The organism is Leptospira montravelensis (assembly GCF_004770045.1).
Taxonomy (GTDB): Bacteria; Spirochaetota; Leptospiria; order Leptospirales; family Leptospiraceae; genus Leptospira_A; species Leptospira_A montravelensis.
This window is the reverse complement of the sequence record NZ_RQFO01000016.1, coordinates 190,818-211,426: the sequence shown is the minus strand read 5'-3', so window position 1 is coordinate 211,426 and position 20,609 is coordinate 190,818. Positions and strand designations below refer to the sequence as shown.

The 20,609-nt window shown below is 37.8% G+C and carries 14 protein-coding genes; 10 read left to right on the top strand and 4 right to left on the bottom strand.

All coding sequences use genetic code 11. The features are described 5' to 3' along the window. Nucleotides 1–41 precede the first annotated feature (41 nt). The 5 genes from EHQ31_RS11350 to gatB all read left to right on the top strand — a co-directional run bounded on the left by EHQ31_RS11350 (nucleotide 42) and on the right by gatB (nucleotide 8,661). The gene (locus tag EHQ31_RS11350) at nucleotides 42–2,156 is read left to right on the top strand and encodes an adenylate/guanylate cyclase domain-containing protein (RefSeq protein ID WP_135573642.1); all 2,115 of its coding nucleotides are present in this window, start codon (nucleotides 42–44) and stop codon (nucleotides 2,154–2,156) included. Beyond that, nucleotides 2,144–4,288, top strand: a complete 2,145-nt coding sequence (locus tag EHQ31_RS11345; protein WP_135573644.1) for an adenylate/guanylate cyclase domain-containing protein — start codon at nucleotides 2,144–2,146, stop codon at nucleotides 4,286–4,288. The genes EHQ31_RS11350 and EHQ31_RS11345 overlap by 13 nt, the downstream gene beginning before the upstream one ends. A gap of 79 nt (nucleotides 4,289–4,367) precedes the next feature. Then, nucleotides 4,368–5,849: an aldehyde dehydrogenase family protein gene (locus tag EHQ31_RS11340; protein WP_420844114.1), complete on the top strand. Its 1,482-nt coding sequence runs from the start codon at nucleotides 4,368–4,370 to the stop codon at nucleotides 5,847–5,849. Between the two features lie 185 nt (nucleotides 5,850–6,034). Beyond that, the gene (locus tag EHQ31_RS11335; RefSeq protein ID WP_135573647.1) at nucleotides 6,035–7,138 is read left to right on the top strand and encodes a bacteriohemerythrin; all 1,104 of its coding nucleotides are present in this window, start codon (nucleotides 6,035–6,037) and stop codon (nucleotides 7,136–7,138) included. Between the two features lie 59 nt (nucleotides 7,139–7,197). Beyond that, nucleotides 7,198–8,661, top strand: coding sequence for an Asp-tRNA(Asn)/Glu-tRNA(Gln) amidotransferase subunit GatB (gene gatB, locus EHQ31_RS11330; protein WP_135573649.1), 1,464 nt, complete (start codon nucleotides 7,198–7,200; stop codon nucleotides 8,659–8,661). A gap of 66 nt (nucleotides 8,662–8,727) precedes the next feature. Here the strand turns inward: gatB and EHQ31_RS11325 are convergent, their stop codons facing one another. Genes EHQ31_RS11325 through cobT form a run of 3 tightly spaced genes read right to left on the bottom strand, consistent with a single transcriptional unit; the run spans nucleotide 8,728 to nucleotide 11,190 of the window. After that, entirely contained in the window at nucleotides 8,728–9,321 is a 594-nt protein-coding gene (locus EHQ31_RS11325) for a histidine phosphatase family protein (RefSeq protein WP_135573651.1), read from the bottom strand. Continuing rightward, the gene (locus tag EHQ31_RS11320; protein WP_135573653.1) at nucleotides 9,306–10,127 is read right to left on the bottom strand and encodes an adenosylcobinamide-GDP ribazoletransferase; all 822 of its coding nucleotides are present in this window, start codon (nucleotides 10,125–10,127) and stop codon (nucleotides 9,306–9,308) included. The genes EHQ31_RS11325 and EHQ31_RS11320 overlap by 16 nt, the downstream gene beginning before the upstream one ends. A 7-nt stretch (nucleotides 10,128–10,134) precedes the next feature. Continuing rightward, on the bottom strand, nucleotides 10,135–11,190 hold the full coding sequence (gene cobT, locus EHQ31_RS11315; RefSeq protein ID WP_135573655.1) for a nicotinate-nucleotide--dimethylbenzimidazole phosphoribosyltransferase: 1,056 nt from the start codon (nucleotides 11,188–11,190) through the stop codon (nucleotides 10,135–10,137). Nucleotides 11,191–11,353: 163 nt separating this feature from the next. Between cobT and dnaE the strand changes: the two genes are divergently transcribed. From dnaE to EHQ31_RS11300, 3 genes are all read left to right on the top strand, one after another. Further along, a complete protein-coding gene (gene dnaE, locus EHQ31_RS11310; protein ID WP_135574122.1) occupies nucleotides 11,354–14,851 on the top strand; it encodes a DNA polymerase III subunit alpha in 3,498 nt (1,165 codons plus the stop codon). 47 nt (nucleotides 14,852–14,898) lie between these two features. Next, nucleotides 14,899–15,951 (top strand): AraC family transcriptional regulator, encoded by a 1,053-nt coding sequence (locus EHQ31_RS11305; protein WP_135574124.1) that lies wholly within the window; start codon nucleotides 14,899–14,901, stop codon nucleotides 15,949–15,951. An 88-nt stretch (nucleotides 15,952–16,039) separates the two neighbouring features. Next, nucleotides 16,040–17,938, top strand: a complete 1,899-nt coding sequence (locus EHQ31_RS11300; protein WP_135573657.1) for an AMP-dependent synthetase/ligase — start codon at nucleotides 16,040–16,042, stop codon at nucleotides 17,936–17,938. A gap of 42 nt (nucleotides 17,939–17,980) precedes the next feature. On the opposite strand, the gene EHQ31_RS11295 is transcribed toward EHQ31_RS11300, so the two are convergent. Beyond that, nucleotides 17,981–18,895 carry a M23 family metallopeptidase gene (locus EHQ31_RS11295; protein WP_135573659.1) on the bottom strand — a complete coding sequence of 305 codons (915 nt, stop codon included), beginning with the start codon at nucleotides 18,893–18,895 and terminating at the stop codon, nucleotides 17,981–17,983. Between the two features lie 45 nt (nucleotides 18,896–18,940). Here EHQ31_RS11295 and EHQ31_RS11290 point away from each other — a divergent pair, with 45 nt between their 5' ends. Beyond that, nucleotides 18,941–19,858 (top strand): sigma-70 family RNA polymerase sigma factor, encoded by a 918-nt coding sequence (locus EHQ31_RS11290; RefSeq protein WP_135573661.1) that lies wholly within the window; start codon nucleotides 18,941–18,943, stop codon nucleotides 19,856–19,858. Nucleotides 19,859–19,894: 36 nt separating this feature from the next. Beyond that, nucleotides 19,895–20,605: a hypothetical protein gene (locus EHQ31_RS11285; RefSeq protein ID WP_135573663.1), complete on the top strand. Its 711-nt coding sequence runs from the start codon at nucleotides 19,895–19,897 to the stop codon at nucleotides 20,603–20,605. Nucleotides 20,606–20,609 lie beyond the last annotated feature (4 nt).

Below are 20,609 nucleotides of genomic sequence, written 5' to 3'. Positions count from 1 at the left end.
TTTCCAAATTCGTGTCCCCAAGGAGTCTCTGAAGGTTAGGGATGACCCGCCAGACAATAACCTATCTTTGCCTTTCCTTTTTGTTAACGGCCTGCCGTATGGTGACACCTTCCCCACAAATTCAATCGGGTGAATTGGACCTACAAAATTTCTCTTTCGAATCTGGGCCGGCCTTGGCACTACAGGGAGATTGGAAATTTTTTCCAAGAGAGTTTCATGTGGCACCTGATGCCGCTGCCCCCACTCACCTCCCCGTTCCTGCACTTTGGAATCAAGTACCACTTCGCTCTAGTTTTGGAGATGGGAAAGGTTTTGGGACTTATGTTTTGGATATCAAACTGCCGGAAGAAACTCAGATTTATTCGGTTTATTTGCCTGAGGTTCGGACAGCGTTTCGACTAATAGCAGGTAACAGAAGTTTGGTGTCTGGTGAACCTGGTTTAACCAAAGAAACTACGATACCCAGTGCTCAGGGACAGAGTTTTACAATTTCTGCAAGGGACCACATTCAAATCCAAATTGAAGTAAGTAATTTTCATCACAAAGAAGGTGGCCTACCAAATGCGCCGGTCTTTGGTCTTGCTGAAAACGTTCAAAATTATATTTTAGCACAAAGCACTATGGATTTGGCCTTAACAGGTGCTATATTCATGTTCGGTTTGTATCATTTTATTTTGTTCTTTTATAGAAACAAACAAAGAGAAGCTTTTTACTTTGGGTTTTTCTGTTTAGTTTTTGCTTTTAGAATTCCATTTATCGGAAGTAAAACAATTTATGCAGTTTTTCCCAATATACCTTGGGATTTGGTTGTTTATGTTGAGTATGCATCCGTTTTTGTTTTAGGCATTTTGTTTTTGTGGTTTGTGGATGGACTTTTTCCAAGGTTTGTTGATACAAAGTTAATTTTATATTTTAGTGCCTACGTACAGTTTATGTTAGTTTATGGTTTAATCATAAAACCAGAAGTATATACACAGTTTGAAGTTGTTTTCCAAGTATTAGGAATTGTCTATGCTGTGTTTTTGGGGATTCGGTTATACCAAATGATGGTAAGAGGATTACCAGATGCTGGAATTTTCTTTATAGGTTATTTGGTATTATTTGTTGGTTTTGTTTATGATGTTTTCCTCGCTTATAGCGGTGAAGGCGAATCAACCTTGTCTCAGGTTGCAGTTTTTTTATTTTTTGGAGTTCAATCAACCATTGTTACACTTCGTATGACAAGGACTTTCCAAAAGAAGGTTTTGTTAAAAGAAGAGTTTGAAACAATCAACGAACAATTTATCCTAACAAATCGATTTTATGCAAAATTTATTCCTCGTGACTTTTTAACTCATTTGGGTAAGGAAAGTATCGAAGAAGTTAGGTTAGGTGATAGTAGTGAACGAGAGATGACAGTTTTGTTCGCCGATATTTGGGAGTATTGGGATATTATTTACTCCATTCCTTTAGAAAATCGAATGTTGTTTACCAATTCTTATTTGGGAAGGATTGGGCCATGTGTAAGAAAAAATAATGGTTTTATCGATAAATACATTGGAAGTGCGATTATGGCACTTTTTGATGGAGGAATTCAAAATTCCATCAAGGCAGCAGAAGACATCCAATGGGAATTAGAAAAATACAATGAACGAAGACTAACGTTTGGGTATATGCCTCTTCATGCAGGAATCGGAATTCACTCCGGGGATACGATGCTCGGAATTCTGGGAGAAGAGGAAAGACTAGAATCCACAGTCATTTCTGATACTGTCAATCTTTCGAGTCGAATCCAGGGATTAACCAAAAAATATGGCGCAAGAATTTTGGTAAGTTTAACCTCACTTATGTTACACGAAGACTTGGATACAATTCCATATCGGATTTTGGACTTTGTTCGTGTCAAAGGAAAACAAGAAACGGTAATGATAGCGGAAGTTTTGATACCCGATATTGATGTTATCTCCAATAAAAAAATTGAAAATAGGGAAAGGTTTGAAGCCGCAATTTTTGATTATGAACGCGCAGACTTTGTTTCTGCCTTAGAAGGATTTCGTGAAGTATTTGCAAATAATCCTGAAGATTTGGCAGCTCAGATTTACATTGAACGATGTGAATATTACCAAACAGCCGGTGTTGGTGAAGACTGGGATGGAGTTTCTGCATGGGAAAAATAAATAAATCCATTCTCCTAGTTTTAAACTTTTTGATTTTCTCTATTTCATTTTTTTCCTGTAGTTTCAGTTCTTCAACGGAAGCGGATAAAGGTTACCTTGAAATTCCAATTGAGGCTGTTGAAAACCATCAAAAATTTTCCACTAGTGGAGAATGGGAGTTCTATTGGGGAGAGGTATTTGGTGAAAGTTTATTTGAAAAAATAAATAAACCTGAAAAAACTTATGCGAAAGTTCCTTCCTCTTGGAATTCCTATCGACCAGAAGGTGAGGGAGGCGATGGTTTTGCCGTATTTCGCCTAACACTAAAAATACCCGATCCGAAAATTCGTTATTACCTAAGGGTACAACCTGCCACAAGTTCTTATGAGTTATATGTCAATCGGCAAAAAATTGCAAGTTCTGGAAAGGTGGGAACTGACGAGTTAAGTGCAGTTCCAAAATACCAAATCCAATATGTATCTTTCCAACCTGAAGGTTTCGAACAAGAAATACTTTATGTGGTAAGTAATTTTCGTCATGCGCGTGGTGGATATAGAAAACCAATTGAAATTGGAACAAAAGAAGTCATTCAAAACCAATCTCTCATATATTCCGCTGGAGAAGTATTTGTATTTGGTGCAATGTTAACAATGGCATTATACCAACTAACAGTATTTTTATTCCGAAGAGACGAAAAGAGTTCTCTATTTTTTGCATTGTTTTGTTTGTTTACTGGCCTTCGATTGGTGGTTCTTGATAACTATTATATTGTGTATGCGATTCCAGATTTTTCCTGGCATTGGATGCAGGTTTTGGATTATACTTCCGCACCTCTTCTTGTTTGTTTTTTCTTAGGTTACTTAAAGAGTTTGTTTCCGGGAAGGTCGGAAGTTCCTAAGTGGATGTTGTATTCTTGTTGGAGTATAACAGCTTGTTATGTGTCATTTGTTTTACTAACGGATGTAAAACTGTTCACGAAAACAAATATTTTTTCTCAAGTTGTAATTCTATTTTTTAGTGTTTGTTCTTTTTATGTGATTTTAAGGATTTATAAACAGAAAAAAAGAGATAGTAGTTTGGTTTTTTATGGATCTCTACTTTTAATGATTGGATCGACACATGATTTGATGGCCGGAAATTACTGGTTTCAGTCCCAACCATTGATGCCTTTTTCATTGTTTGTCTTCTTTTTGTTTCAGAGTATTCTCCTCGCTAGGAGAAATGCTAGGTTTTATACTTCGATGGATACTTTAACAACGGAACTAATAGAAGTAAATAATCGCCTTGAGTCATCTAACCAAGTTTATGCGAAATTTGTTCCTTTGCGGCTCATTCAATTGTTTTCAAAAGTATCCAAAACGAGAGTGAAACGTGGAGATTTTATCGTAAAACAAATGTCTGTATTATCCTCAGATATTCGTGATTTTACGGCAATTTCTGAAACATTAAGTCCAGAAGAAACTTTTTTATTCCTTAATGATTATTTAAGACAGGTAGGACCAACCATTCGATCTCATAATGGGTTTATCGAAAAATATGTGGGGGATGCTGTTTTTGCTTTGTTTGAAAAACAACCAGAAGATGCGTTATCTGCGGCGATTGAGATGCATAAAACAATTGCAAAGTGGAATAAGGAAACTAGACCACACCGAGTAGGGGATATTAATATCGGTGTAGGAATCCATTTTGGAGAGTTGATGTTAGGCATCATCGGAGAAGAACAAAGAATAGAGTCTGCCGTTTTATCCGATTCGATGGGTGTTGCGAATTCTTTGGAATCAATGACCAAAAAATATGGTGCAAAAATCATTCTAAGTTTGGACGCACTTCTTGAGTTGGAACATCCAGATTCGTATCCACATCGGCTATTAGATTTTATTAAAATCCCAGCCAAACAGAAGTTAATTGGAATTGCTCAAGTTTTGGTGGAAGGTGTGGAAGATTCCTTTGATCTGAAGTTAAAAACCAAAGAACAGTTCGAAGAAAGTGTGAATTTGTTTTGGGATGGAGAATTTGCCAAAGCGGGGGATGGGTTTCGGGCTGTTCTCACTATCGATCCTACTGATAAAGCATCCCAATTGTATTTGGACCGAACGGAGCTTTATGCGCAAAACGGCCCACCTCCCGGGTTTGGAAAAGGATTTTTGGCATAAAAAAGACATAGATTCGCCCCGATTTCTGAAAAAGTTCTTGAACTTCCTCTGTAAATGAACGAGAGTCAGTAATACGGAGATTCCCATGACCCAAGCCACCCTCTCACAAACCTCAAATTCTGGAAAGGCTGTGATCCAAACCAAAAGTTTTACTCCCTCTGATATTGATCGTATTTTCCAAGCGCAAAAGAAAAAGGCATTGGAACTTCGTTTATCCAATTTCAAAACACGAATTCTCAAATTAAAAAAACTAAAAAACGCAGTCCTCAAATACCAAAAAGAAATTCAAACAGCACTGCATTCTGATTTCAGAAAATCTGCAGGAGAAGTGGACATCACTGAAATATTGCCAACCATTGCGGAGATCAATGATGCCATTCGCCATGTAAAACATTGGATGCGTCCAAAAAACGTAATGACACCTCCCACTTTACTTGGTGCCTCTAGCCGTATCGTTTATGAACCGAAAGGAGTTTGTCTCATCATAGCTCCTTGGAATTATCCGTTCCACCTTGCCATTGCCCCACTGGCTGCTGCAATTGCTGCTGGAAACACAATCATGATGAAACCTTCTGAGTTTACACCACATACAGCAGATGTCATCAAAGCAATGTTAAGTGAAGTATTTGCAGAAGATGAAGTTGCCGTTTTTGAAGGTGATGTATCTGTTGCAACTGCATTGCTAGAAGTTCCTTTTGACCATATATTCTTTACTGGTTCAACTCCGGTCGGTAAAATTGTAATGACAGCCGCTGCAAAAAATCTTACCAGCGTAACATTGGAGTTAGGTGGAAAGTCTCCTTCAATCGTTGCAGAAGATGCTGACTTAAAAGTGGCTGCAGAAAGAATTATGTGGGGAAAATTTTTAAACGCAGGGCAAACATGTGTGGCTCCCGATTATCTCTTAATTCCCGAATCCAAAGTGGAAGAGTTTGTAAAATATGCAAAAGAAACCACTGAAAGTTTTTTTAAGTCTAAACCTGAAAATTTTACTGCAAGTCCAGACTTTTGCCGTATCGTGAACGCCAAAAACTTTGGAAGAGTTTCTTCTTATATGGAAGATGCGGTGAAGAAAGGTGCAAAAATTGCATATGGTGGAGAAGTAAGAAGTTCTGATAATTTTATTTCTCCAACCATCCTGACAAACGTAACTCTTGACGCTCGTATTATGGAAGATGAAATTTTTGGACCTCTCCTTCCAATCATCACTTACAAAACTTTGGACGAAGCCATCCATATCATCAACGAGAGACCAAAACCACTTGCTTTGTATATTTTTACTAAAAAACGAAGCACATCCAGGTATGTTCTTAAAAGAACAAGTTCAGGTGGAGCTGTTATCAATGATGTGATTCTACATTTGGTGAATTCAAATCTTCCATTTGGTGGAGTGAATCATTCTGGTCATGGTAGTTACCACGGACTTTTTGGTTTTAAAACTTTCTCCCATGAAAGATCTGTTTTACAAACTCCTAAGGCATCGATTGCAAAATTGATGTATCCACCTTACTCCGGTTTCGTGAGACTGATGGTAAAATTAACTACTAAATTTTTCGTTTAGTTTTCTTTTCTTTACCTTTCGACACTCCTGGGTTTACCTAGGAGTGGCTCCCATCCTTGAATTAAATCCGCTAGACTTGTAGTTTTTTACCAGTTTCCTTCTATTTTCCAAAATACTGATAAATATCAATTTCTGAAATGATTCTAAATCCGTGACATCCAAGTGGTTAACTTTTTTGTGGGACTATGCAAAAGGATTACTCCGCACATCTAGATTCCTTACGAATCACATGGTTAAGTGAACCTTTCCATCTTGGGATTCCGATCATCGATCTTCAACATGTGTGGTTGGTACATATCATCCTTGAATTAGAAGAAATCATTGTTGAATCTGAAAAAGAAGGTTCAGAGGTAGATGTTCATTCTTCATTTCGAAAAGCCTTGGACTATGTGGCAGAACATTTTGCATTAGAAGAAGATATTCTTGAACATTTTAACTATCCAAAGTTTTCAGAGCATATTCAAGGGCATCGTAAGTTTGTAGAACGATTAACCGAAAAATATTATGAAGCGAAAAATAGCCAAATGGCAGCTCTTGGAATATTGCAGATTCTTAAAAAATGGCTGTTTCAACATATCCTACATGATGATACAGATTATGCTGATTTTTTTAAAGCAAGTGGTCTTGATTTAAAATCCTACTGTAATGAAATTTTAAAATCAGGTAAATATCCAATTTCTAAAGAACAACTTTTGATTTATCAAAACATTGTACAGATGGATACAACACATATTTCACTCCATGAACAATCAATTGATACAATTCAGGAGATAAGAAATATATGGAAAACTTATAATCTTACTACTGGAATTCCAATTATCGATTTACAACACATTTGGTTATTAAAAATGATAGTTGAGCTAGATCATTCTTTAAAGTTAGGTGATGGTTCCAGTGCCACCTTTCAAAAAGTCATAACAGCAGCAATAGAATACACCAAAGATCATTTCGGTGTGGAAGATAAAATTATGCGGTATTTTAGATATACTGATGTGGTTAACCACATGAACCAACATAAACGGTTTATTGATTTTATCAAAACAAGAAACGACGAATTCAAATTGGGAAACCCAAGGGCGGGACTCCATTTGGTCCAAGACCTTCGCAATTGGCTTTTGTCTCATATTGCATTAGAGGATAAAAAAATTGGACTCGCATTCGAATCACGTGTGAGAGAACTTTCTGAGTTTACGAAAAAATTGCACCAAACTGGTGAAATTAGCATATCTCGAGAGCAAAAAAACCTATATAAATTGGTTATGCAATCAGCTCCTGACCCCCTCGATTGATTTCCCTCGGAAATTGAATTGCCAGGTTCATTTTCCAGGAAAATCCTGTTTACAAACGCATGGAATACGAAGTCATCATCGGTCTGGAAGTTCACGTCCAGCTCAACACTCTATCTAAAATTTTTTCTACCGCTACAAACGAATTTGGCGGTAGCCCCAACACACATATCTCCACACTTTGTGTCGCCCTACCGGGCACATTGCCGGTGTTAAACGAAGTTGTTTTGGAGAAAGCAGTGCGCGCTGGTGTGGCACTCGGATGCGAAATCACTCGATTTACAAAATTTGATCGTAAAAATTATTTTTACCCAGATTTGCCTAAGGGCTACCAAATTTCTCAATTTGATAAACCTTATGCAACCCAAGGTGGAATCCATATCAAACTAAAAGGGGAAACAGAAGAAAAATTCATTCCCCTAACAAGGATTCATATGGAAGAGGATGCGGGAAAACTCATTCACTCTCATGATCCTTCCATCAACCGTTCCTATGTAGACTATAACCGTGCTGGAACTCCTTTGATTGAAATCGTATCAGAGCCAGACTTACGTTCTTCAGATGAAGCTTATGTCTATTTGAACGAACTCAAAACCATTTTACGATACATTCAAGTATCTGATTGTAATATGGAAGAAGGATCACTTCGATGTGATGCAAACGTTTCTATTCGTCCTAAAGGTGAAAAAGGTTTTCGCACTCGAGTTGAAATTAAAAACTTAAACTCTTTTAAAGCCGTAAAACAAGCGATAGACTATGAGATTGAATGGCAAAAAGATGTGTATTCTCGTGGAGAGTCTTTTCGCCAAATGACAAAACTTTGGGATGCCACATTACTCAAAACGATTCCTATGCGTTCCAAAGAGATGAGTCATGACTATCGTTATTTTCCAGAACCAGACCTTCCAACAATTCAAATTTCTGATTCTTTTATTGAAGACATTCGTAAAACATTGCCAGAACTTCCAAGGCAAAAAAAAGAAAGATACAAAACAGAACTTGGACTACCCGATTATGACGCCGAAGTTTTAACCAGCGAACGTGAGATAGCCGAATACTTTGAAGAAGCACTTCTTGTTTCTGGAGATGCCAAAAAAACTTCTAACTGGGTAAAAGATGAAATACTTGGAATCGTAAATAAGGAAAACATTTCCATCCAAGAATTCTCTATCGATCCATCACGAATTGGTAAACTTGTAAAACTTATCAATTCTGGTGAAATTACAGGAAAAATTGCTAAAACTATCTTCGAAGACATGTTAACTTCTAAAGACCAACCAGAAGCCATTGTCGAAGCAAAGGGTTTGAAAGTGGTTCGTGATGACAAAGCATTAGAAGAAATTGTCATTCGCGTAATTGAATCACAACCTGAATCAGTGGAAGGTTGGAAAAATGGAAAAGATCGAGTTCTTGGTGCCATCGTTGGTGGTGTGATGAAAGAAACCAAAGGTAAGGCTGATCCGAAACTAGTAAACGAATTGATTCTTGCTAAACTTGGTCCGTTGGGTGAAAAAAAGAAGGTTTAACCTTTGTTAGGTAAAAAAGTAACGGCGGATAATGTCTTATGTGTTTTATCCGCCACTTGGCCTCTGTTAAGAAATTTTTAGTTTGTGGACTGATCCAAAGTCCACAGGAGATTTAAAGGCTTCTTCGTAAGGAGTTCCGTTAAATTTGCATAAGGCAGCTCGGATAGGACCTGAGTGACAAACAACAATCATTGAGTTTAAGGATTTGTTGTTTGTGTTTTCCCAGCCTAGTCTTAATGGACCATCACTTTTCCAATCGTTGATAAAAGAATCCATCCTGAAAATAAGATCAGTGAAAGCTTCCCCACCAGGTGTTTTTGCATTTACGAAGTCTTTCATCCACGGGATAGTTTCTTTCCTTGGAATTTCTTCCCAAAGTTTTCCATCCCAATCTCCAAAATTCATTTCCCACAAACGTTCGTCAGTTGGTATTGAGTTATAATTTACCGTTTCAAAGTTGTATTTGGATAATAAGGCAGAAGATAGTTTTAGTGCTCTTGGCGCTGGACTCGAAAGGAAATGATCGAATGAGGATGGTAAATAAGAAAAAGTAGAATTTGCCGTATCTTCCACAGGATATTTGAGTGGAAAGTCAGTACGACCGTAACAAGTTCCTTTTGGAGCTATAGTTTCCGGATGGCGAATTAAATAGAGGTCCATACAAACACTCCTGAAATCCAAAGACAAGTTTCTACTACTTGTTGGACGGCTCCCAAACAATCACCAGTAAATCCACTGATCCAACGTTTCATCAGGGAATACATATAATAAAAACTGGGAACAATGAATACCAAACTAAGTGAAAATTTTGGATGTAAGTAAACAAAAAAAACAAATGGGCTGAGACCTGCCAAACTGGCAAATAGAGTTTGGGGCCAGGTGATTTCCTTTGCCATTGGTTTTGCATATCCTTCCTCCTTTGCATAAGGAAGTAGTTTCATCGTTAATACAGAAATAAAACGACTAAAACTATGTGCGGAAAGAAAGTAGAGCAAAACAGGGGTTTGTTGGATTGTTCTTTCAAGAGAAATCTGGTGCCATACAAATCCTGTAGTTTTCAGCGAATCGAAGCCAGCAAATATTTTAAGTATCAATAAAAGGGAAATTCCGGCAGCACCAAAACTTCCAACCCTACTATCCTTCATAATTCTAAGGATATCTTCTCTTTTCCAACCTCCACCAATCCCATCACAAAAATCAGAAAATCCATCTTCATGAAAGGCGCCAGTTATAATCAGCAAAAAACCAAGGGAAATGATAAAAGCAATCCCAGTGCCCAAAAACATTTGGAAAATTGTAAAAATACTCCATTGTAAAAATCCCAATAAAACTCCTACAGTGGGGGAATATTTAATCGATTTATGTAACCATTCTTCTTGAAAACCTATCCATTTTGGAGAAGGTATTCTAGATAGAAATGATAAACAAACGAAGAATAGGCGAATTTCTGTTATCATCCAATGCATAAAAATATTATTTTGAATCTGAATTGCTTACACCAGCATCAGCAAAGGATGCCATTTCATTTAAAAACTTAACACTTAGTTCAATCAGAGGATAAGCGGCAAGGGCACCACTACCTTCTCCTAGTCGAAGGTTGAGTCGAAGGAGTGGTCTTACTTTCCAATGTTCTAAAATGACAGTATGGCCTTCTTCTTCTGATAGGTGCGAAAAAATAGCGTAACTTTTTACGGAAGGATTGAGTGCAAATGCGATTGCGTATGCCGCTGTTGCAATAAAACCATCTACAACAAAGATTTTTCTTTGTGCGGCGGCTCCAACCATTGCACCTGCCATCATTCCAATTTCGAATCCACCAAATTCGGAAAGAACGTCTAATGGATCATTTAATTTTCCAGTTCTCTCGTAGGCTTCGCTCAGAATTTTAAATTTGTTTTCCTTCCCGCTATTGTTAAGTCCGGTTCCTCGTCCCACCAGTTTTTTCAGTGGAATCCCTGTTAGATGAGAGAGAATAAGAGATGCCGCCGATGTATTACCAATCCCCATTTCGCCGAACAAAAATATATTCGTTGAAGAGTATCTATCTTCAGAGAGGAGGTTGATTCCACTTAATATGGTTTCTTTTGCCTCATCCAATGACATTGCAGACTGTTTTAAAAAGTTGGATGTGCCTTTTCTGATTTTTCTTTCGATAGGTTTTGCGCTAACTTCTTCCCAATCATGGTCCACTCCAGCATCGACTACTTCTACCTCGATATGGCTATGTTTTGCAAAAACATTAGCACAGGCCCCACCTGATAAAAAATTCAACACCATTTGCCAAGTGACATCTTTTGGATAGAGAGAAACAGGTTCATCCGTAATCCCATGATCTCCTGCAAATAAAATGAGTTTGGGATTTTTTAACTCAGGGGAAAGGGTATTTTGAATTTCAGCCAATTGCGTCGCGATGGCCTCCAAATCTCCCAAGGAACCCAAGGGTTTTGTTTTATTGTCTATTTTACTACGAATCGAATTTCGCAAAACATCAGTTACGGGAGAAATGGTAGGTAGGGAAAATGGGGACATAATCAAAACCATCCTTAACGAACCAGTACCAGCTTCCATCGTTTTTGGGCTTGGAAGGGACAGGGAGGTTTGGGAATTGGCTATTTGGGCCGAAAAAAATCCGAAACCCTTCCCTTGGGGCGCTTTACGTACGAACCCATTGGCATTACTATGTCACCAAGCCATGCAAGATTTCGCCCACCTTCATTTGCATACTACCTATTCCATGCTCGACGGAGCCATACGGATCAGCGACCTGATGAAACGTGTGAAGGAATTAGGTATGAGTTCCGTCGCCATTACCGATCACGGAAACATGTATGGTGCCATAGAATTTTACAAAGAAGCTGTCAAACATGAAGTCAAACCTATCATTGGGTGCGAATTTTATGTAACACCTTCGCGAAGTGCCGAAACAGAATTAGATGAAATTGCGGACGGCGGTGCTTACCACATTATTTTACTTTGTAAAAACGAAATAGGTTATCAAAATATTATCAAACTTGCAAGCCGATCCTTTACGGAAGGGTTTTATCGCAAGCCTAGAATTGATTATGATTTGTTAGAACGTCATAGCGAGGGACTTGTTTGTTTGACCGCTTGTCTTGCGGGAGAAGTGAACCGAAAGATTTTAGAAGGAAAAGAAGATAAAGCGTATGCGTTAGCTGGTAAATTACATGAAATCTTTCGCAAAGAAGATTTTTATTTAGAAATCCAAGATCACGGAATTCCTGAACAACGAATTGTTGCTGAGGCTGTGATGGGATTTTCTAAACGAACAGGTATTCCACTTGTTCTAACCAATGACTCACACTTTTTAACAAAAGACGATAGAGAGGCGCAAGACATCTTACTTCGCATCGGTATGCGTAAGAATATCGATGATGAAATGCGTTTTGGATTTAATGAAAATTTTTATGTAAAATCTCCCGCAGAAATGATGGGCCTTTTCCCTGATCATACCGATGCCTTTTATAATACTTTAGCCATTCGAGATAAATGTTCTCTCAATTTCCAATTTGGAAATCCTTTATTACCTCCTTTTGAAGTTCCTGCTGGTTTTGATACAGATAGTTATTTGGAAAAATTGGTTTGGGAAGGTATCAAAGAAAAGTATCACGAGATAACGCCTGTTGTGCGAGAAAGAACCGAATATGAAATGCAAACCATTCGAAATATGCATTTTGCTGGATACTTTCTCATTGTTCAGGATTATATAAACTTTGCTAGAAAAGCAGGAATTCCTGTCGGTCCGGGACGAGGTTCCGCAGCTGGATCCATCATTGCTTATGCACTTGGGATTACAAATGTGGATCCCATTCGTTATAACTTACTTTTTGAAAGGTTTCTTAATCCTGACAGAAAGGATATGCCCGATATCGATACGGATTTTTGCGTAGAAAGACGGGAAGAAGTAATTAATTACATCAAACATAGGTATGGCGAAGACCGCGTTGGACAAATCATTACCTTTGGATCGTTAGCTGCAAAAGCTGCCATTAAAGACGTTGCACGTGTCTTCAATGTTCCGTTTTCGGAAGTGAACGAAATGAGTAAACTCTTTCCCAAAAAATTGGGAATTACCATTCAAGAAGCAGTAGATACATCCAAAGACCTTCGTGACATTGCCGAAAAATCCGATTTAAACAAAAAAGTATTTTATATTGCACAGAAGTTGGAAGGTAACTACCGTCAGGTGGGAAGGCACGCTGCAGGTGTTGTCATTGCTCCAACGGCGTTAGAAGAAATTGTTCCTTTGTCTACGGTGAGTGAACCTGGTAGAGATGGTCGTTCCATAGTCACACAATACGACAAAAATATGTCGGAACAAGTGGGATTAATCAAGATGGATATCTTAGGTTTAAAAAACTTAACTACCATCCATCATGCCACCAAACTCATTCAAAAACGTCATGGTGTTTTACTTGATTTAGATAAAATCCCTTTAGATGATCCTGCCACCTTTAGTTTGTTACGAAAAGCAAATGTTCTAGGTATATTCCAGTTAGATTCGTCGTCAGGCATTCGTGATCTTTTCGCTAAGGCACAAGTGCAGAAATTTGAAGAGATTGCCGCCTTGCTTGCGTTATATCGACCTGGTCCAATGGGTTCGGGGATGTTGGATGATTATTTAGATCGTAAAAACGGCAAAAAGAAAGTTGTTTTCCCTCATGAAAGTTTAGCAGAAGTTTTGGGTGAAACCTACGGAGTAGTTGTTTACCAAGAGCAGGTGATGGGTATATCACGAATCATGGGTGGATATTCAGTGGGAGACTCGGATGTTCTTCGTAAGGCGATGGCCAAAAAGGACAAATCAAAACTTCCTGCTTTGAAAGAGAAGTTTGTGAAAGGTGCGATCGAAAAAAAGATTAACGAAAAACTTGCAATAGAACTTTTTGAACAGTTAGAAAAATTCGGTGAGTATGGTTTTAATAAATCACACTCTGTTGCTTATGCCTTTGTCACTTATCAAACCGCTTATTTAAAAGCTAATTATTCCATTGAATACTTAACTGCATTATTATCAGGAGACCATTCTAAAATTACCGATGTTGTTAAATACATCAATAATGCAAAGGAAATGGGAATTCGCATTTTAGGACCCGATGTCAAAGAATCAGGAATTTCATTTGAAATTACTGATGATAAAACAGTAAGGTTTGGTCTTTCTTCCATCAAAGGTGTAGGGGAACTTGCTGCTGAAAACATAATAACCAATCGAAATGCTAACGGCGGTTACAAGCAACTAAGTGACTTCACCAAAAAATTAGACACAAGGCTTGCTAACAAAAAAGTTTTAGAGTCCCTCGCACAAGGAGGAGCCTTTGATTCCTTTGGTTATACAAGAAAAACCATTTTCGAATCAACGGATATGATTTTAAGTTACGCTAACAAAAAACAGGCGGAAGAAAAAGAAGGTCAGTTTTCTTTGTTTGGTGGCGCAAACGGTGGTGGAGAAGAAAATCTCAACTTACCCAAAGATGGAATTGAATGGAATGGCGATGAATTACTAAAGCGAGAAAAAGAAACTACGGGACTTTATCTTTCCGGCCACCCACTAGATAAATTTACAGAACAATTAAAAACATTAAAACCTACTACCATCGAAAACTTAGAAGAGGTTCGACCCAAATCGAAAGTTGAGATTGCGGGAGTTCTTTCCAAAAAAGTAGTCAAACTCACCAAGAAAAAAGAAGAGTTTGTAAACTTTATGTTAGAGGATCAAACAGGGGAAATCGAATGTGTTGCCTTCCCTAAAACTTATGCCGAATTTAAACATTTATTCACAGAAGACAACACGGTATTCATTCGTGGAATATTGGAGCGCCTGGATGCCGACGAATCAGAGTTAAAAGGTCAGATAATTGTTAATAAACTCGAAGAATTAAATTCCGTTACCATCGAAAAGAAAATGGAGAAAACTCTCCATTTAACAATTAACATGATGGAAGAAAAAAATAGAGATGTCATTTTGAAATTACAAGATGTTCTCTCCGTACATAGAGGTGCTTCTTCTGTGTTCTTTCATTTGGTTGGAAATGGTGACGAAAAAAAAGTTATTCGAGCTCACGACCATTTCTCCATTGATATTACTCCTGACCTTATGAAGATGTTAACCGATATTCTTGGGAAAGGAATGGTTCGTTATACTGTTGGTGAAGAAGTAAGAGTTTTTGGATAAAGTTTGTGGAGGTTACTTCTCTCACTTTATTATTAGAGTTTCTTTGGATGGGTTCCGGATCGGTATTTTGTTTGGTCTGGTCCCTTTCGAATTTAATTCAAAATAGAAAAGCCTCTGGATTTGTTTGGTCTTTTATTTTGTTTTCAACAGGGCTTTGGTTACTCACTGGAGCTTTTATGTTCACTGGGTTTTTTCAATACCTTCCTTCCATTGCTTTAGTTCATATTCCCTTTGTATTTCTTTCTTCAACATTACTTTATTTGTATTTGGAATATATGTTTTTAGAAAAAACAATCCATATCAAAATTTTTCATTTTGTTCCTGCCTTTTTATCTGTTATTTTTTTAATTCCATTTTATCTAGATTCCAATACGCAACAGTTGGAAATTTTGGATCAACTTGGCAAAACGGAATATGGATCGGTTATTGTTGGATTAAATTTTGGAATTAAAATTTCTATTTTGTTATCTGTAGGAATATTTTTAGCCAAGGAATGGATTCCAAACGTTAGGTTGTCTGTATTTTTTACGAAGAAAGCCATTTATTCATTAATTTTTATCCTTCTGATTTGGATCGATTTATTGCTCGGCAGTATTGGGTTTACTTTTCAAATTCCTTTTTTTCGTAAACTCAGTGCCTATCTATTGCCAGTTCTTATGTACTTCTATTTTTTTACTCGTGAACTTTGGGCACCATTTGTTTCTGATGTACGAGATAACATCCAAAGAAACAAATACGAGAAATCCAAATTAGTTTCAGTCCAGTTAGAAACCATTGACCAAAGATTGTATGAATTGATGTGTGAAAAAGTGTTTTGTGATGAAGACTTGAGTCTTTCTAAACTAGCAGAGATGGCAGATGTCAAACCAGGACAACTTTCAGAATACTTTCACAAACGGTATGGATTTGGATTTTACCAGTACATCAATCAATATCGGATCGATGAGGCAAAACGTTTGTTATTGGAATCAGAAGAAAGATCCATACTTTCCATAGCAGATTCCGTTGGGTTTAATTCTAAATCAACCTTCAACCGTGTATTTTTGGAGACGGTTGGATCAACTCCTTCTGAATTTCGTAAACAATCAAAACTGAAATAAATCCACATAATTTCGAAGTCTCAAAGAATTCCCCAAGACGACACTAGGAAAAATCTAAATTAGAATTGGTTCGTAACGAGGAAATTCCATGCGAACCATGATTGATTTTTATTTGAACCTTCCGGCCAAATTCGGAAACAAAAAAGCTTTTGCCACCCGAGTCGGGGCCGGCGTTTATCAGTATAAAACTTACGACGATTTACTCAATGATGCAAAAGATTTAGCATTTGGTCTACGGTCAGGGTTGTCAGAAAGAGAAAAGGTAGCTATCTTTGCAGACAATGCATACGAGTGGATACAGACAAGTATTGCAGTGACACTACTTGGAGCCGTTGATGTTCCGAGAGCCTCTGATGTCACAGACCAAGATATATTATATATTTTGAATCATTCGGAATCAAAAATTCTTTTTGTAGAGAATGAAACGGTATTCAAACGAGTGATTCGTTTGGAATCAGAGTTGGAATATTTAAAAGAAATTGTAATTCTCTATCCTCCGAAAGAAGGGAATAAAGAATTAAGTTCAAGGAAAATTAAATTATCAACCTTACAAGAGATAGTTGCCAAAGGTAAGGAACTTCGTAAAGCAGATCCATCTGATTCCTTTTTTTTAAATTCTACGATCAAAGAATCGGATTTGTTTACGATGATTTATACTTCGGGCACTACGGGTACACCTAAAGGGGTGATGTTGACACAGGGAAATATTTTATTCCAACTAAAAAATCTTCCAATTCGGTTACAAAAAGGAGATAGAACATTATCAATTTTACCAGTTTGGCATATCTTTGAAAGAATTTTTGAAATCATTAGTTTATACTACGGAGCTTGTACTTATTATAGCAGTGTTCGTACGTTAAAAGAAGATTTACGAATTGTAAAACCACACTTTATGGCTTCTGCACCAAGACTTTGGGAAAGCATCTATTCTGGTATTTTAGGAACACTCGCCAAATCAACTGGATCGAAACAAAAAATGTTTCAAATTGCAATGTTCTTTGCAAAAAGATTTTTTATTTCGAGACAAGTGATTACTGGAAATGTTTTGGATATTCATCCAGTTGTATTTTGGAAACAAATCCTTCGTTTTGTTTATCACTTATTTCGATTCTTTTTAGTAAGTGTACCACATTTCTTTTTTGATTTTTTAGTATTGTCTAAGATCAGAAAAGCAACTGGTGGTGAACTTCGCGGTTCTTGTTCTGGTGGAGGAGCACTTCCATACCATGTAGATGAATTTTTTAACACTATTGGAATTCCTGTATTAGAAGGTTATGGAATGACAGAAACAGCACCTGTCCTTGCTATGCGAACTTTTGAAGAAATTATCCCTGGTTCTGTTGGTCGTATTTTCCCAAAAACAAATTTAAGGCTTGTGGACCTACATACTGGAGAAGTTTTTTTAGATACAGAGGTTGGGAAATTTGTATTTGGTAGAAAAGGTGAAATTCATGTGAAGGGACAACAGGTAATGGCAGGTTATTACAAAAACCCTGATGCCACTAATAAAGTGTTGGTGGATGGATGGTTAAACACCGGTGACTTGGGGATTTTTACTGCAAATCATAATTTAAGGATTGTGGGTCGATCCAAAGAAACGATAGTTTTGTTAGGTGGTGAAAACATAGAGCCGGTTCCCATTGAATCAAAAATTTTAGAATCAGAATGGATTGACCAATGTATGGTGGTTGGGCAAGACCAAAAATATTTGAGTGTACTTGTTTATCCAAATACCTCTCGATTTGAAGAGCCATTATCTGGGGAATTTTGGAAACAAAAAGAAGTGATTCAAAAAATAGAATCAGAAATTAAAGCAAAAGTGAATGCACAAACAGGATTTAAATCTTTTGAAAGAGTGGTTGGAGTGGCGATATTGCCAAAACCATTTGAAGTGGGTGATGAATTAACCGCCAAATTATCTTTAAAAAGGCATGTGATTACAGAGAAATATAAATCCGAAATTACTAAATTGTATTCCAATCACTGAAGAGAAGTGAATGCAGTGATTGGATTCTTTATTAGTGGGGGATTAGTTTCCTCCACTAATCCTTGTTATGTTTATGCTGAAACTTCTGTCGGCATTTTGACCGCTAAAGTCTTTTGTTTGAACTTTAATGACATTTTCTCCTGCCTTTAAATTCAAAACTCCTACCAAATACCGGTCTTTAAAAAATAGATCATCAAAACTATGGCCTTCTTTTGTTTTCCATTTCCCATCTTCAAAACGTAGAGATTCGAAATTTGCCTGTTTGTAAGCCTCTCCGTTAAAAAGGAATTTTACTTCCTTAATCCCTCTCCTTTGGCTATTTTTGATTCCCCCATCAATGATACTGACTGTCAGTGGGAAGGCTTTGGAAACATTGATATTGTCGCCATCATTTAAATTGGTATAATTTTCGCCAACATGGATGAAGAGATTGGCTATTTGGGGAGGCATATTGTCTTCTACGGGGGGAAGGTAGGTCAGTGGATCGAGTAGTGTTTTTCCATAATCCTTTCCCAATACGAAGTGAAGGTGACCCCCGGTGGAATGGCCCGTATTTCCGGAAATTCCAATCGTATCACCAGCAGAAACTTGTTTGCCTGTCCTAACTTTCTCGTTTCTTGAGCCACCTAAGTGGTAGTAACCGCTCACATAACCGTTTTTATGTGCAATCCAGACAATATTACCCGACCCACGTTCGTCTTCAAAAGGATCGTCTTCCGCATAACGGGAGTATAGTATAAATCCTTGGCTCATACTTTTGACTGGTTGCAATACGGAGGATATGTCTAATCCGTTGTGAAAATGGTCTTTTCTGGATTCACCAAAGGTACTTGTGATAAGTCCTGGTAGTTCCAAACCCTGGATGGGCCAAACAAACGCCGGTTTTGTATCGGAGACCGGTTCCTCTGCTAAAATAAAACTTGCCAAGAGACTCAATACTACAACAATACTTCTCATGTTTAGAGAAGTCTCCAGGTAGGTTCCTTTTTAGGAAAGTAGATAATGAAACAGACTTCTTATACCAATGAAGAAATTTTAGAGATCGTAAAAGCTTGTGGTGCTGGCGATGAAAAGGCACTCCGGACTTTTTTTGATATATATTCCCAAGACATTTATAATTTCCCGATTCGGGTCTTTCATTTAAGTGAAGATGATGCTTCCGATTATTATATTTACGCATTTGAAAGGTTAAAAACGGGGAAACGTTTCAAAAGTTTCGTTGGCAAATCTAGTTTTAAAACCTGGTTTTTTTCGGTATTGAGAAACCTTCTCATCGATTGGCAACGTACCAAAAGGGAAGTCAAAACCCAAACTATTTCCAAAGTCAATAAAGAAGGGAAAGAATACAGTACTATCGAGGACGAACCCGACAAAAGGTCTGAGGCATTGGCTTTGGCCATTGATGTGTCGGATCAGTTCCATTCGGTACTATCCACTATCAAAATAGAAAATCGCGTCGCCTTTAAACTTTCCTTTATTTATTATTTGCATTTGGAACCAGACGAGGTTCACTATATTGCCGAAAAAACAAACCGCACGGAAGAGGAGATCCGAATTGATGTTCTGAGGCTCAGAGAGGAGCTTTCCAGCCGCGAAGAAGAAAACCTCAAAATGGAAGATAAAATTACATCTCTGTATTTGAATATTCTGGATTTGAAGGATCAAAAAAAATCGAAGGCCCAGGGAGATTCCGTGGAAGCCCAATATTACAAAGAGCGACTGGACCATGCTTTGGCCAAAAAATATGAACAAAGGAAAAAATTAATCGAGAAAAAGCAAAAAGGACACTTTCTTGTCCGGACCCCTTATAGAGAGATTGCCAAAATCTTAGGGATTTCCGAAGGTGGAGTCAGTGTGACCTTGCTCAGAGTACTCGAAAAAATGCAAAAAAAAATGCATTCTTTGGCGGGAGAGGGCTAATTTCCTTCGTCATACTTTAATAGAGTGGAGTTTGACATGGAAAATCAGGGTTTTAACGTAGAGACGATGGAGCTTGCCAGAGAAATTTTTATCCGAGGTGAAATTCCGAGTGAGGGTGAGTTGCAAAATCATCCCAATTTACAAGAAGCCTTTTTGTCTTGTGAGGAAGCCTTCTTTGCTAGTTTACGTAAGGAAGTAGTGTCGGACCACCCATTCTCTGAGTCCTTGGACCTTGCAAAGGCAGAAATAGTGATGGCGAAAGCGCCACTTCCGTTGCCTGAATTTTTAAAAGAATACACTCGCCAAAATTTAATTTTACCTGAGAAAAAAGACAGTTTGATTGTTCGACTGACCCAGTCGGGGATTCGAGTGATTGATAGTCTTGTAGAATCTTTACAAATTCGAGAAAGTTTAGAGTTTGCACCCTCCATGCGTTCGGCTTCGGCAGAAGTTCGTTCGGGCGATGCAAATGCAGTGATCTTCGAAGAGACCACTAACGAAAACCAAAAGTTCTATTACCAAATTGTAAAAGAAAACCAAACGGAAGTTTACCTTTCCGTGAAAGCAGAAGGGACTCCGGCCTTCCAACAAGTGAACTTACGTAGAGAAGGAAGGTTTATTCTTTCTAGTAAAATCAGCCTAGAAGGGAGTGCTAGCTTTTCCGGTTTAGTCCCAGGTAGTTACACCATAGAGTTTGTTGGTCCTGGCCAATCAAAATCGTTTGACTTGTCTATCCTAGTTGGATAGGTTC